Genomic DNA, 13,708 nt, shown 5'->3' with positions numbered 1-13,708 from the left:
GCATCAAGGCGGTCGCGAATACGGCGTGCCCGGTCGACAGGTCGAACCCGCGTCCCCCACACAGGCGCACGCAACCACCCGAAGACTACTGACCGCATTGGATCTAGTGCAGAGAGTGACGATCTCCTTAGGGTCGAAGCGACGCCAACACCGTATCCCTGGAGGATTCGTGGCACGCTTCCGTACTCGTCTGGCCCTGCTCGGCTCGGCTGCGGCCATCGCCGCCGGCGCTCTCGTCCCCGCGCAGTTCGCCGGGGCGCAATCCGCCGCCGCGGCCGAGGAATACCAGTGGGTCGCCCTGGGTGACTCCTACACCGCCGGGGTCATCCGGGCCGCGGGCAACACCTTCGAAGTCCCGCGTGACGGCTGCGAGCGTACCGACCGGTCCTACCCCCAGGTCATCGACCGCGACCTCGGGGGTCTTTTCGACCTGACCAACGTCAGCTGCGGCGCCGCCACCGTCGAGAACGTCACCGACACCCCCCAGCACCCGATCGGCCGCCACCTGCCGCCCATCTCCGAGGACCCGGACTACCCCTTCCCCGCGGTGCCCCCTCAGTCCGAGGCGGTGGGCCCCGACACCGACGTCATCACCGTCGGCGTGGGCGGAAACACCCTGGGCTTCGCCGACCTCCTCATGAAGTGCACGCAGCTGGGCGGCGAGAGCGGCGGCAAGGGCGCCCCGTGCAAGGACGCCCTGGCCGCCGACATCCCGGTCCGGCTGAAGGAGGTGCGCCAGGAGTACGACCGGATGCTCGAAGTACTCCACGAGCGCGCCCCGCACGCGAAGATCCTGGCCGTCGGCTACCCCACGGTCATCCCCCAGGACACCTCCAGCTGCAACTTCGGCGACCTGACGCAGTTCGGCACGATCACCCAGGGCGACCTGGCCTGGCTGCGCGACGACGTCCTGGAACCCCTCAACAAGGCCATCAACAACTCGACCGGCACCCAGGAAGCCGCCGGCTTCGTCGACCTCTACGCCCCCTCCCGCAACCACAGCGTCTGCGACGACACCAAGTGGGTCGAAGGCTTCGTCACCCTGCCCGACCAGCTGTCCTTCGTGCACCCCAACGCCCTCGGCCACCGCAACGCCGCCGACTACGTCGAAGAAGCAATGCTGAACGCCATCGGCTGAGCCGACCCTCGCCCGGCACCCGTCGGCGATCCGACAGCGAACCGGCCTCCGGCACCAGCCGGAGGCCGGTTCCGCCTTCCTGGGTACGCCCACCTCCGGCTCAGGCGGGAGAGCCTCAGCCCTCGATGTCGAGCGCCGTGCCGTACAGGCGGTCCACCTTCAGCCGGACGACCAACCGGCGTTCGGCGACCAGTTGCTCCAGGAACGCGTCCTCGTCCTCTGGCCTCGCGGCTTCCGGGATCATGCCGAGGAGTTCGCGGCCGACCGCGTCGCCGGGGGCCGTCGTGACGGCGGAGGTCTCGGCCTCGCCTTCGGCGACGGCGAAGGACCAGACGTCGCCGCCCCGCACATGCAGTGCCGCACGCGGGTTGTGCCGCAGGTGTTTGGGCTTGACGCGGTCGGCCGTGGTCGAGAAGCGGGCGATGCGGGCTTCGGGATCCCAGCTGTACACCATGGTGGTCAGGTGCGGGTGGCCGCTGCGCCTGACGGTGGCGAGGGTGCCGAACTGCTGTGTGCCGAGCAGGTCGGAGAGGGCCTCGTCGGACAGGGGGCGGGGCGCGGGTCGATGGGTCATGAAGGGGTCAACCGCCTTGGCCACCCGGTAATTTCACGAACGCCGTGACGGTGTGGGCCGGCGCATGGCACCGAAGCACGGTCGCCGCGCCTCGAGATCCCCGCCGGCGGAGAACACGGTCGATGTCATGTGCTGCCTTCGCCCTCTTGCTCATAGGGAACGCCAACGGCGCGACGTGCCTCGTGGAACGTAACCCTTCCGAAGGAACAGTCCGAAACAGACCCTCCTCGGCGAAGGTCCGCTCTGCCAGACTGGCTCGGCTGGGCTACAGGACACGAGGGGGCGCCGTGGAACCGTTGGCTCTGACCATCGCCGTCCTGCTCGCCAAGGGGGCTGTCGAGCAGACCGGCGCCCTCGCGGGTGGGGCGATCTGCACCCTGGCCGGAAAGCTGATGAAGCTGGTCGGGAAGCGGTTCACCGGTGACCCCGATGCTTCCCGGGCGCTGGATTCGGCACGCCGTCATCCCGAGGATCCGCGTGAGGTGGGCGTCCTGGCCTCGCACCTGGAACGCCACCTGCGGGACGACGGCGAGTTCGCCCGGGTTCTGCAGGACGCGCTGGCCGCCGCGAAGCAGGACCCCGAGACACGGCAGGTCGTGATGACCGTCCAGGACAACGCCTCCGTCGGCAAGATGACCACCATCGGCACGGTTCAGGGCGACGTGAGTTTCTGAGGCGACCGGTCATGTGGAACACCGAACCGCCGACGGGGACTCCCACGCCCCAGAACCTGGCCGTGAGCGGGAGAGCGAGCGTCCAGAAGGTCACCGTCATCGGTTCGGTGCACGGCTCCGTGAACATCGAGGGCACGATGGAACGGCGGTCCTTCCTCCGGGCCGTCGGGGTGGGTGCGGGAATCCGGCTCACCGACGGCGCGGCCGAGGCCGTCGCGGTGACCCGTGGCCGCACCGAGCAGTACCTGTCGGCCGGCGGCACCGCCCGGGGACTCTTCGAGGCGTGGGAGGAGACGGTCCACGGTCACGCCCTGAGGTACGCGACGACTCCGCCGCTGGCCTACCTGCGGGAGCTGCTGTCGGACGTCGTCGACCTGCAGGACCTGATCGAGTCCTGCCGCCTGCCCGATGCCCAGAGGAAGTCACTGCGGCTCATGGGCAGACTGAGCGCAATGGTGGCGGTGGTCGTGGACGACCTCGGGCGTCCGGCCGAATCCAGGAAGTGGATGCACCTGGCCCGGCGGCTGTCCCTGGAGGTCCGTGACCAGGAACTGCGGGCATGGACACTGGCCCGCGCGGGATTCATCGCCCTGCACTACGCGGCCTCGCTGCAGGAGGCTTCCCGGCTGGCCCGGGCGGCCGTCGACACCGCTCCCCGGAGGTCGCCGGCGGCGGCCGTCATGGGTCATACGGTGATGTCGCGCGCGCAGGCCCTTCTCGAGGACCGGGCAGGCGTGCTCCGGTCACTGGACCTGGCGGATCAGGCCCAGGGCCTTTCGCCCCCGCACGAGCGGCTCGGCCTGTTCGACTGGACCGTCCAGCAGGCCGCGCTCAGCCGGGGCGTCGCTCTGAGCACGCTCGGGCTGACGGGTCCGGCCCTGTCCGCGCACGACGCGGCGCTCAAGCTGTTCGACCCGTCCGAGAAACTCGACCCCGCGCTCGTGCGCCTCACGCGAGCCGGGCTCCTCGTACGCCGTGTCGACGTCGAGGAGGGCTGTCGCCTCGCCCGCTCCGTCCTGGACGGGGTTCCGGCCGAGCACCGCAGTCCGCTGCTCGCGTCGTGGGCGGACGGCGTCATCCGTGACATCCCCGCCTCGATGATCGCGACCCCGGAAGCACAACATCTCCTGGAGGTCCGACGCCACTTCACCCCGACAGGAGATCCACATGACCAGGATCGTGCTGCTGGATGACTGCGACCTCGGCGACTCCCAGCTCGCCAGGCTGCGGACACGGGGAGAGGTCGTGGTGCACTCCGGTACCCCCGCCGACCCGCAGGAGATCAAGCGGCGGCTCGACGGTGCCGAGGTCGCGGTTCTCGGCTGGACCGCCATGGACGGCACCGTCCTCGAACAGCTTCCGGGCCTGCGCATGATCTCGGTCTGGGCGACGGGGTACGACTACGTGGACGTGCGTGCCGCCGAGCGGCTCGGCATCACGGTGACGCATGTGCCCGCCTACGCCGGCCCGGCGGTGTCCGAGCTCGCTCTCGGCCTCATGCTGGCGCTCTGCCGCAACATCGCCCGCGGCGATCGGAGGGTGCGCGACGGCACCCTGTCCTGGCAGGGTCTTCAGGGGATCGAGCTCTCCGGCCGCACGCTGGGGCTCATCGGCGTCGGCGACATCGGGGGCCGCCTCGCCCGGATCGGTTCCGCCCTGGGTATGCGCGTGCTCGCCTTCGCCCGGAACATGCCGGACGAGCGGGCGGACGAACTCGGCGTCCGGTTCCGTCCGATGGCCGACGTGCTGCGCGAGTCCGACTTCGTCTCCCTGCACCTGCCCCTCACCCCCGGCACCAGGGGGATCATCGGGGAGAAGGAGCTGTCCGTGATGAAGCCGGGGGCGTTCCTGGTGAACACCGCCCGTGCCGCCCTCGTGGATCAGGACGCCCTCCACGAGGCGTTGACGAACGGCCGGCTGGCGGGCGCGGGCCTCGACGACCTGGATCCGGACCGCCGCGACATCACGGCTCTGGACAACGTCGTGGCCACTCCCCACATCGGCTTCTGCACGGACACCGCGCTGACCCGGAAGGGGGATGTCTGCGTCAGCAACGTCGAGGCGTATCTGGACGGGCGGGCGGAGAATGTGGTGGCCGGTCCTCGGGGGCCGAGGTGATGCGGGCGATCGCCTCACGGGTCAGTGCGCGGTCGGGCGGGGTGTCGTCCAGGGCCCGGTGGAGGGTCAGGCCCTCGATGAGGGCGTCCAGTTGGCGGGCCGTGGGCGGGGGGAAGTGGCGTTCCAGGAGGGTGCGGCTGCGGCGCATCCAGCGTGCGCACAGCGCGCGGTACGGCTCGTGGCGGGCCGCCAGGGTGTAGAGCTCCTGGGTGAGGATCAGGTCGCGGCGGGTGCCCTCGGAGAGGGTGTGGACGAGGTCGGTGACCGCCTCGCGGGCCTCGTCGGCGGTGGTGGCGCCGCCGAGGTGCTGCTCGAAGACGGTCACCACGTGGTCGGCGTAGCCGGTGAAGGCGTGGAGCAGCAGGTCGTCGATGCCGGTGAAGTGGTACGTCATCGAGCCCAGGGGGACCCGGGCCCGCGCGGCGATCTTGCGGTGGGAGACGCCGGCGACGCCCTCCTCGGCGATCAGGTCGAGCGCCGCCGCGAGGATGCGTGCGCGGCGGTGGGGGTCGGTGTGTCCGGTGGCCATGGGTGCGGGGTCAGAGGGTGCGGACCGGACGGGCCGGGTTGCCCACGGCCACGACGTTCGCCGGGACGTCCTTGGTGACCACCGCGCCGGCGCCGATGACGGAGTTGTCGCCGATGGTCACGCCGGGGCAGACGATCGCGCCGCCGCCGAGCCAGACGTTGTCGCCGATGGTGATGGGGAGCGCGGCCTCGAGCTTGTCGCGGCGGGGCCCCGGTTCCACGGGGTGGGTGGGCGTGAGGAGCTGGACGTTCGGGCCGATCTGGCAGTCCTCGCCGATGGTGATGCGGGCGACGTCCAGGGCGGTCAGGTGGTAGTTGACGAAGGTGCGGGCGCCGATGGTGATGTTGCTGCCGTAGTCGACGTACAGCGGCGGGCGGACCTCGACGTCCTCGCCCACCGAGGCGAGGAGCTCGGCCAGGATCGGCCTCGCCTCGGCGGGGTTCTCGGGGTAGGCGGCCTGGTAGCGGGCCGCGAGCCGCATCGCGCGTTGCTGGCGGCGGGCGATCTCGGGGTCGTCGGCGATGTAGAGGTCGCCCGCGAGCATGCGCTCCAGGTGGGTGCGCGGGTCGTTCGCGAAGTGGTCGTCCGTCGGCATGCGTACGATCGTACACTCTTGGGCGTACGATCGTACGCTTCGATCGCCGCGCTCTTGTCTCAGTCCGGTTCGCCGCGTTCCACGCAGAACTCGTTTCCTTCGGGGTCGGCCAGGGTGACCCAGCCTCCGCCGTCGGGGCGGGTGTGGTCGGCAAGGAGGCGGGCGCCGAGGCCGAGGGCGCGGTCGACCTCCTGCGCGCGGGTGCGGCCGGTCGGCCTCAGGTCGAAGTGGAGGCGGTTCTTGGCGGTCTTGCCCTCCGGCACACGGACGAAGAGCAGGCCGGGTCCGCCGGCCGGGTCCGCGATCAGGGCTTCCGGGTCGCCGGGCTTGTCGTCGTCGGCGAGCGGGTTGCCCAGCAGCGCGCTCCAGAACGTGGCGAGGTCGTAGGGGTCGCCGGTGCAGTCGAAGGTGATGTGGCGGATGACGGGGTTCAACGGTCCTCCGGGGGCGGGCGGTCGGTGCGGCTTCCGGCTCGCAGGATGGCGCGCGGGGAGGGGTGCCGTCGAACGATTTGGCGGGCGGTGACGGGATCCGGACGTGCCTCGGCCCCGGACACGGGTCCGGGGCCGAGGCATGGCAGGGGCGGTTTTCAGGGGTGAGGGGGCCGCCGCCCGGTCGTCACGCCGGGGACAGCTCCGCCCGGCCGAAGAGGAGGGCGTAGCCCGGCGGCAGCTGGGCCAGGACGCGGGTCACCAGGGCGTCGCCGACCAGGCCGGGCAGGACGCTCAGGACCGAGCTGACGTCCCAGCGGGCCGTGGCCGGGGTCGCGCCCTCGATGCGGGTGGCCACCGAGTCGACGAACTCCGCGGCGGTCAGTGCGCGGGTCGCCGGGATCTGCGAGGCGACCACTCTCGCCGCCTCCTCGGGCAGGGCGCGGGCCAGGTCGACGCGCTCGTCGCCGACGACGTGACCGCCGAGGGCGGAGAGGACGACCCGGGTGACGCTCTCCGCTTCCGCCCGTGTCGGGTACTGGCCCGACTCCTTCACGGCGTCGATCAGTTGATGCCAGCTGTCGTTCCGGGGCGCGGCCGCCGGAGCCGGGATGCCTCCGGCCTGCTTCGGGGTCGCGGGCTTCTGCGGTGTCAGCGTGGTCATCCGGTAAATCTCTCCTTCTCCGGTTCTCCAGTGCCCCGGTCTCCGGTACTCCAATGCCCCGGTTCTCCCCCGGCATGTGCCCCTCTTCGGGCCGGACGGCGCGGGGGCGCGTCCCGCGGACCGTCCGGTCCGCGGGACGCGTGAGGGGGTGCGGGGGTCAGCCGCCGATCTGCTTGCGGCTGTCGCCGCCGCTGATCTGGATGCGGCGCGGCTTGGCCTGTTCGGCGACCGGGATGCGCAGGGTCAGGACGCCGGCCTCGTACGACGCGTCGATGCGCTCCGTGTCCAGGGTCTCGCCGAGGAACAGCTGGCGGGTGAAGGTGCCGGTGGGGCGCTCGGCGACCACGGTCTCCGCACCCTCGGGCGCCGGGGAGCGGCGTTCGGCGCGCACGTTGAGGACGTTGCGCTCGACGTCGAGGTCGATCGTCTCGGGGTCGATGCCGGGGAGGTCGAAGTGGACGATGAAGTCGTCCCCCGCCCGGTAGGCGTCCATCGGCATCGCCGTGGGACGGCCGGTGGGAGTGGCGCCGAAGACCTGCTGCGCGAGTCGGTCGAATTCGCGGAACGGGTCGGTACGCATGAGCATCACGGTCATCTCCTTCCGTGGGTTCATCGGTGCGATGCCCTTACGGTCTTGCCTTCTTATATAGCTCGGAGGAGGAAAGTTGACAAGCCTGGACTCAGGTTGTGTCGCGTGGCCGGCTGTGGGCCTGGGCGTCGGGGCGTTCACCCGGAGCGCTAGCCTCGGAGTCCGGACGACCCGGCCCGGTGGCCGGCGCAGTGGCAGGAGGCAGCAGGCATGGCGAAGGTTCCCAGTTCGGTGGTGGCCGCGAGCGGGCTCGTCGGGGGGTACGGCGTGGCCCGCTGGACGCGGAAGCGGCAGCTCGGCGGGGTCGTGCTCGCCGCCGCCGGGGCCGCCGCCGCGCGGCAGTGGCGGGAGCGGGCCGGCGGCGGGGCGGCGGGGGCGCTGTCGGTGGTCTACGTCGCCGCGTTCGCCGGGTCGCACCCGCTGGCGAAGAAGGTGGGCGCCTGGCCCGCCGTGTTCGGGGTGGCGGGGGCCGTGGCGCTCGCCTCGTGGGCGGTGGCGGACCGGCGGGGCTGAGACCCCGCCGCCCGGCTCACGGCGTCGCCGGCTGCGAGCCGGGGCCCGTACCCGTGCCCGTGCGGGCCTTGTCCTTCGCCTTCGGCGCGGCGGCCGCGAGCGGCTGGGCGATGTCCTCCAGGGAGCGGCCTTCCGCCTTCACCGCGAGGAACGCGGCCACCAGGCCCGCCGCGCACATCAGGCCGGCGCCGATCTGGAAGGCGAGGACCGTGTCGCCGACCTCGCCCGTGCCGGTGAGGTCGGCGAAGAGCAGCGGGCCGCTGATGCCGCCGGCGGCGGTGCCGAGGGCGTAGAAGAAGGCGATGGACATCGCGCGGGTCTCCATGGGGAAGACCTCGGAGACGGTCAGGTACGCGCTGCTCGCGCCGGCCGAGGCGAAGAACAGGACCACGCACCAGCAGGCGGTGAGGGTCGTCGCGTCGAGTGAGCCCCGGTCGAAGAGCCAGGCCGTGCCGAACAGCAGGACGCCCGAGAGCAGGTACGTGCCGGAGATCATCACCCGGCGGCCCACCGTGTCGAACAGCTTGCCGAGCAGCAGCGGGCCCAGGAAGTTGCCGATCGCGATGACGGCGAAGTAGTAGCCGGTGCTGCCGGACGGGACGTCGAAGAACGTGGTCAGGATCGCGCCGAAGCCGAAGGTGATGGCGTTGTAGAGGAACGCCTGGCCGATGAAGAGCGAGAAGCCGAGGACCGAGCGCTTGCGGTACTTGGCGAAGACGGTGCGGGCGATCTCGGTGAACGTGACGTTCTCACGCTGGTGGATGGTGAGTTCGCCCTCCGGGCGGGGCAGCGGCTCGCCGCGCTCGGCCTCGACCCGCTGCTCGATGTCGCCGACGATGCGTTCCGCCTCCTCGTCACGGCCGTGGATCAGCAGCCAGCGCGGGCTCTCGGGGACGTGCCGGCGCACGAGGAGGATGACCAGGGAGAGGACGGCGCCGAGGGCGAAGGTCAGGCGCCAGCCGACGTTCGCCGGGAAGATCGACGTGTCCAGCGCGAGGATCGACAGCAGGGAGCCGCCGACCGCGCCCAGCCAGAAGCTGCCGTTGATCATCAGGTCGACGCGGCCCCGGTACTTCGCCGGGATCAGCTCGTCGACCGCGGAGTTGATGGCCGCGTACTCGCCGCCGATGCCGAAGCCGGTGAGGAAGCGGAAGAGGAAGAACCACCAGGTGTCGAAGGCGATCGCGGTGAGGGCGGTGGCGCCGAGGTAGACCGCGAGGGTGATCATGAAGAGCTTCTTGCGGCCCCAGACGTCGGTCAGGCGGCCCCAGAAGAGGGCGCCCGCGCAGGCGCCGGCGACGTAGAGGGCGGCGGCGATGCCGGTGACCTCGCCGGAGGTGATGGGCAGTCCGCTGCCCGGCTCGGACAGGCGGCTCGCGATGTTGCCGACGACCGTGACCTCCAGGCCGTCGAGGATCCACACGGTGCCGAGACCGATGACGACGGTCCAGTGCCAGCGGGACCACGGGAGGCGGTCCAGGCGGGCGGGGATGCTGGTGGTGATGGTGCGACCGGTCGGTGGCTGCGCGGTGGTCATGGGCTCCCTCCCTGGCGAAGCGAACCACCGTCGTCTGCCCCCGGGTGGGGATTTTCACGCCCGCCCGCCTTGTCACGCCGGGGGCGTGCGGGGGCGGTGGCCTGCGGCCGTCTTCCGCCGACGGGTGCGTCGTGGCTGTTCGCGCAGTTCCCCGCGCCCCTGGGGCGTTGCGGTCACCGTCGGCCGGTGACTCCCGGAGAGACCATGGCGCGTCGTGCTCCTGCGGGTGCGTCGTGGTTGTTCGCGCAGTTCCCCGCGCCCCTGGGGCGTTGCGGTTGCCGTCAGTCGGCAGTCCCAGGGCGCGGGGCCCACGGCGGGTCGCCCCCTCAGGGGTGCGGGGGACTGCGCGGGCGGCCACCGCGGAGTCGCGGTGTGCCGATCCGGCGTGCCCCGCCGCGCGGCGCGGCGTGCCGCGGCGCGCTACGCGCCCAGGGCCCGTGACACCGTGTAGATCAGTAGACCGGCGAGCGAGCCGACCACCGTGCCGTTGATGCGGATGAACTGCAGGTCCCGGCCGATGTTGGCCTCGATCTTCTTCGTGGTGTGCTCGGCGTCCCAGCTCGCCACCGTGTCCGTGATCAGGGAGGTGATCTCCTTGCGGTAGGTGGTGACCACGTACACCGCCGCGCTCTCCAGCCAGCCGTCGACCTTGCCCTGCACCTTCGGGTCGAGCGACATGCGGGCGCCCAGGGAGAGCAGCGAGGCGCGCACGCGCAGGCGCAGTTCGCTGCGCTCGTCCTCCGCCGCGGAGACGATCATGGATCGTACGGCGGTCCACGCGGAGGCGATCAGGTCCTGCACCTCGCCCCGGCCGAGGATCTCGCTCTTGAGGCGTTCGACCCGGGCACGGGTGTCGGTGTCGGACTGGAGGTCGGAGGCGAAGTCGGTGAGGAAGCGGTCCAGGGCGCCGCGCGCGGGGTGAGCGGGCATGTCGCGCATCTCGGTGATGAAGCGCAGCAGCTCCTTGTAGACGCGCTCGCCGACCTTGCGGTCGACGAATCTGGGGGTCCAGCCGGGCGCGCCGCCGTGGACGGCGTCCATCACGGTGTCGCTGTGCAGCACCAGCCAGTCGTGCCCGCGGGTGACGATGACGTCGACGGCCCGTTTGTGGCCGCCGTCGGCGACGATCCTCTCCAGCATCTTGCCCATGCCGGGAGCGATCTCCTGGGCGTCGGCGCGACGGGTGATGGCCTCGCCGACCACCGCCTGGACGTCGGAGTCGCGCAGCACGGTCAGGGCGCCGCGCAGGGCCGCCGACAGTTCGGCGGTCACCCGGTCGGCGTGTTCGGGGACGGCGAGCCAGGCGCCGAGCCGGCGGCCGATGCCGACGGCCCGCAGCCGCTGCCGCACGACGTCCTCGGAGAGGAAGTTCTCGCCGACGAACTCGCCGAGGGAGACGCCGAGCTGGTCCTTCTTGGTGGGGATGATCGCGGTGTGCGGGATGGGCAGGCCCAGGGGGTGGCGGAAGAGCGCGGTGACGGCGAACCAGTCGGCGAGCGCGCCGACCATGCCGGCCTCGGCCGCGGCGGCGACGTAGCCCGCCCAGGGGCCGGCGCCCTGGTGGGAGGCCCACTTGGCGAGGACGTAGACGACGGCGACGAACAGCAGCAGTCCGGTGGCGGTCAGCTTCATCTGGCGCACCCCGCGCCGCTTCTCCTCGTCCGCGGGGCTGAACGTGGTCATCGCGCGGTTGGTGAAGGCGCCGGCGCGGGCATGCTGCCCTTCGGCGCCCCGGCCGCCGGTTTCCGCCGCTTCTTCCGTTTCGGTCCGTTCCATCCGCTCCACCCGTCCGGTGATCCCTCACACATTGTCCCTTCCTGACCGACTCCCGGAACGCGACAGGAGTTCCCGGCGTCTGTCCGGAGGGGGTTTGTCCAGGGGGATCACCCAAGGGTCCCCCATGTCAGCCTTCCCGGCCCATGGATCATCATGGGTTCATCGGATCGGAGCCCCGTGCTCCCGCCTCCCGAGGAGAACAGAACAGCATGACCCGGGGTCGTGACGGGGGCGCGGGGGCGCCTCCCGCCAAGCAGCGCGCCCTCCTCTCCGCGGTCGTCGCCGCGGTCCTGGCGGTCTCCGCCGCCCTCTACGCCGGTGTCGGGGTCGACGCCGGCCTGCGGGAGCGCGACACCCTCGCCGGGGGCCGCGGCGCACCGGACAACCCGGTCGCGCCCGTCTCCGCCGGCACCTGGGTCGCCTCCTGGGCCACCTCACCGGCCGGGGGCGAGCCCGGCACCGGGACAGCCGGCCTCGCGGGCCGCTCGGTGCGCAACGTCGTCCACACCAGCGTCGGCGGTACGAGTGCCCGCGTCACGCTGTCCAACCTCTACGGCCGGTCGCCGCTGACCCTCACGCACGCCTCGATAGCGGTGTCCGCGGACCCGGACACGGCGGCGGCGCTCGCGGAGACCGTGCGGCCGCTGACCTTCGCCGGCAGCCCGACGGTCGTGGTCCCGGCGGGCGGACAGGTGATGAGCGACGTGGTGCGCATCGCCGTCCCGCACGACGGGGACGTGCTGATCACGACGTACTCCCCGACCGCTTCCGGGCCGGTCACCTACCACCCGCACGCGCGCCAGATCTCGTACGTCGCCGACGGCGAGCAGACCATGGACGCGACGGGGACGGCGTACACCGGGCGGAGCAAGGTCTGGCGGTACGTGACCGCGCTGGACGTGCTGAGCAACGAGGCGGACGGCACGGTCGTCGTCCTCGGGGACTCGCTGACCGACGGCATCACCTCGACGACCGGGGCGAACAACCGGTGGCCGGACGTGCTGTCCGACCGGCTGCGGGAGGCGGTCGGGGCCGGGCGGGACGTGCCGCGGTACAGCGTCGTCAACGAGGGGATCAGCGGGAACCGGATTCTCACCGACGGGCCGGGGCGGCCGGCCGCGAACCCCAGTGGACTGAACCGGTTCGAGCGGGACGTCCTGGGGCGGACGAACGTCAAGGCCGTGGTCGTCGTGCTCGGCGTCAACGACATCCTGCGCCACCCGGGGACCGCCGACCCGGAGACGATCGTGGCGGGGCTGGAGGCGCTGGTGGAGCGGGCCCACGCGCGGGGGCTGAAGGTCGTGGGGGCGACGCTCATGCCGTTCGGCGGGCACCGCGGGTACACCGACGCGCGGGAGGAGGTGCGGCAGGAGATCAACGCGGAGGTCCGGGCGGGGCGGGTGTTCGACGCGGTCGTCGACTTCGACGCGGCGCTGCGTGATCCGTACGATCCGCGCCGGTTCCGTGCGGAGTACGACTCCGGTGATCATCTCCATCCGAGTGACAGGGGGTACACCCGGATGGCGGAGGCGTTCGATCCGGACGATCTGAAGGGTGGGGTTCCGGCGCGGTTGTAGGGGGTTCGGGGGCGTTTCCTTCGCCCCCTCCGCCCCTTCCCGTCCCGTCCCGTCCCCGGGGCTCCGCCCCGGACCCCGCTCCTCAAGCGCCGGAGGGGCTGGAATGCAGCCGGAGGCGCCGGGCTGCGATGCGACCGGAAGCGCCGGGATGCGACCGGAAGGGCCGCACCCGGCGCGGCACGCTCAGCGGTCGTCGCGGCCGCGGGGCTCGCGTTCCTCCCGGCGGGCGTGGGGGTTCAGGTCCAGGTGGTCCTGGAGGGAGCCCTCCAGTTCGTGGCGGCGCTGCTCCTTGCGTTCCAGTTTCTCCCTGCGGCGCTCCTCGCGCAGGCGCTGCCTCTCCGCCCGCGGGAGTTTGCGGTCGACGCCGACGCCGCCCCAGAAGGCGAAGCCCGTGACGATCACGCGCGGGGCGCCCGGGTCGCCCGGCACGCCCTCCTCGCGGTGGTCGAAGCCGCCCATGAAGCCGACGCCGCGCACGACGACCTCGACGCCGGGCGGGACGACGACCTCCACCCCGCCCATGATCGCGACCGCGTTGATGACGATCTCGCGGTCCGCGAAGTACGCCTCCCGCAGATCGATCTCGCCGCCGCCCCAGAAGGCGAAGCAGTTGAAGCGGCGCGGCGCCGTCCAGCGGCCCTTGCGCTGGAAGCCCGACATCACGGCCACCGCCCACGACGACGTCCCCGCGTCGTCGCCGCCGACGATCCTGCTCCCCCAATCGCCGCCGCGCTCCGGCTCCTTGGTCAGGGAGACGGCGGGTACGGGCGTCCCCCGGCCCGGCAGGTCGCGGGTGATCGGCGTCAGTTCCCCGTAGGTGCGCGCCTTGTACGTCGCGTCCAGCCGCTCCTCGAACTCCTCCATGTCGAGGCGGCCCTCCGCGAGGGCGTCCCGCAGGATCTCGGCCACCCGTTCACGGTCGGCGTCGGAGGCGCGGAGGTCCGGTACGGCTGCGTCTTCGGTCATAGTCAGCAGCCTACGAGTTGTGCCCGC

General features: G+C 71.9%; 15 protein-coding genes. 6 read left to right on the top strand and 9 right to left on the bottom strand.

Features of this window, described 5'->3' with window-relative positions; all coding sequences use genetic code 11:
• Positions 1-169 precede the first annotated feature (169 nt).
• The gene (locus ACFY3N_RS04480; protein ID WP_390815144.1) at positions 170-1,138 is read left to right on the top strand and encodes an SGNH/GDSL hydrolase family protein; all 969 of its coding nucleotides are present in this window, start codon (positions 170-172) and stop codon (positions 1,136-1,138) included.
• Between the two features lie 115 nt (positions 1,139-1,253).
• Here the strand turns inward: ACFY3N_RS04480 and ACFY3N_RS04475 are convergent, their stop codons facing one another.
• Positions 1,254-1,712 (bottom strand): TIGR03618 family F420-dependent PPOX class oxidoreductase, encoded by a 459-nt coding sequence (locus tag ACFY3N_RS04475; RefSeq protein WP_390815143.1) that lies wholly within the window; start codon positions 1,710-1,712, stop codon positions 1,254-1,256.
• Between the two features lie 287 nt (positions 1,713-1,999).
• Between ACFY3N_RS04475 and ACFY3N_RS04470 the strand changes: the two genes are divergently transcribed.
• The 3 genes from ACFY3N_RS04470 to ACFY3N_RS04460 all read left to right on the top strand — a co-directional run bounded on the left by ACFY3N_RS04470 (position 2,000) and on the right by ACFY3N_RS04460 (position 4,504).
• Entirely contained in the window at positions 2,000-2,386 is a 387-nt protein-coding gene (locus ACFY3N_RS04470) for a hypothetical protein (RefSeq protein WP_390815142.1), read from the top strand.
• 62 nt (positions 2,387-2,448) lie between these two features.
• Complete coding sequence (locus ACFY3N_RS04465) at positions 2,449-3,579, top strand: hypothetical protein (protein ID WP_390815141.1); 1,131 nt, start codon at positions 2,449-2,451, stop codon at positions 3,577-3,579.
• Complete coding sequence (locus tag ACFY3N_RS04460) at positions 3,554-4,504, top strand: 2-hydroxyacid dehydrogenase (RefSeq protein ID WP_390815140.1); 951 nt, start codon at positions 3,554-3,556, stop codon at positions 4,502-4,504. Before ACFY3N_RS04465 ends, ACFY3N_RS04460 begins: the two co-directional genes overlap by 26 nt.
• Here ACFY3N_RS04460 and ACFY3N_RS04455 read toward each other — a convergent pair.
• The 5 genes from ACFY3N_RS04455 to ACFY3N_RS04435 form a co-directional block, all read right to left on the bottom strand.
• Positions 4,434-5,033, bottom strand: coding sequence for a TetR/AcrR family transcriptional regulator (locus ACFY3N_RS04455; RefSeq protein WP_390815139.1), 600 nt, complete (start codon positions 5,031-5,033; stop codon positions 4,434-4,436). The two genes, ACFY3N_RS04460 and ACFY3N_RS04455, sit on opposite strands and share 71 nt — an antisense overlap.
• Before the next feature lie 10 nt (positions 5,034-5,043).
• A complete protein-coding gene (locus tag ACFY3N_RS04450; protein WP_390815138.1) occupies positions 5,044-5,628 on the bottom strand; it encodes a sugar O-acetyltransferase in 585 nt (194 codons plus the stop codon).
• Between the two features lie 59 nt (positions 5,629-5,687).
• Positions 5,688-6,062: a VOC family protein gene (locus tag ACFY3N_RS04445; protein WP_390815137.1), complete on the bottom strand. Its 375-nt coding sequence runs from the start codon at positions 6,060-6,062 to the stop codon at positions 5,688-5,690.
• A 184-nt stretch (positions 6,063-6,246) separates the two neighbouring features.
• Positions 6,247-6,723: a DUF2267 domain-containing protein gene (locus ACFY3N_RS04440; protein WP_390815136.1), complete on the bottom strand. Its 477-nt coding sequence runs from the start codon at positions 6,721-6,723 to the stop codon at positions 6,247-6,249.
• Positions 6,724-6,880: 157 nt separating this feature from the next.
• Entirely contained in the window at positions 6,881-7,309 is a 429-nt protein-coding gene (locus ACFY3N_RS04435) for an Hsp20/alpha crystallin family protein (RefSeq protein WP_390815135.1), read from the bottom strand.
• Between the two features lie 213 nt (positions 7,310-7,522).
• Here ACFY3N_RS04435 and ACFY3N_RS04430 point away from each other — a divergent pair, with 213 nt between their 5' ends.
• Positions 7,523-7,825, top strand: a complete 303-nt coding sequence (locus ACFY3N_RS04430; protein ID WP_390815134.1) for a hypothetical protein — start codon at positions 7,523-7,525, stop codon at positions 7,823-7,825.
• A gap of 16 nt (positions 7,826-7,841) precedes the next feature.
• On the opposite strand, the gene ACFY3N_RS04425 is transcribed toward ACFY3N_RS04430, so the two are convergent.
• The gene (locus ACFY3N_RS04425) at positions 7,842-9,362 is read right to left on the bottom strand and encodes an MFS transporter (protein WP_390815133.1); all 1,521 of its coding nucleotides are present in this window, start codon (positions 9,360-9,362) and stop codon (positions 7,842-7,844) included.
• A gap of 420 nt (positions 9,363-9,782) precedes the next feature.
• Complete coding sequence (locus ACFY3N_RS04420; RefSeq protein WP_390815132.1) at positions 9,783-11,138, bottom strand: DUF445 domain-containing protein; 1,356 nt, start codon at positions 11,136-11,138, stop codon at positions 9,783-9,785.
• A gap of 209 nt (positions 11,139-11,347) precedes the next feature.
• Between ACFY3N_RS04420 and ACFY3N_RS04415 the strand changes: the two genes are divergently transcribed.
• The gene (locus tag ACFY3N_RS04415) at positions 11,348-12,715 is read left to right on the top strand and encodes an SGNH/GDSL hydrolase family protein (protein ID WP_390815131.1); all 1,368 of its coding nucleotides are present in this window, start codon (positions 11,348-11,350) and stop codon (positions 12,713-12,715) included.
• 183 nt (positions 12,716-12,898) lie between these two features.
• On the opposite strand, the gene ACFY3N_RS04410 is transcribed toward ACFY3N_RS04415, so the two are convergent.
• Complete coding sequence (locus ACFY3N_RS04410) at positions 12,899-13,681, bottom strand: DUF1707 domain-containing protein (RefSeq protein ID WP_390815130.1); 783 nt, start codon at positions 13,679-13,681, stop codon at positions 12,899-12,901.
• Positions 13,682-13,708: the final 27 nt, after the last annotated feature.

Source organism: Streptomyces sp. NPDC000348 (assembly GCF_042898795.1).
Taxonomy (GTDB): domain Bacteria; phylum Actinomycetota; class Actinomycetes; order Streptomycetales; family Streptomycetaceae; genus Streptomyces.
The sequence above is the reverse complement of the archived record's forward strand: the minus strand, read 5'-3'. Positions and strand labels throughout refer to the sequence as shown.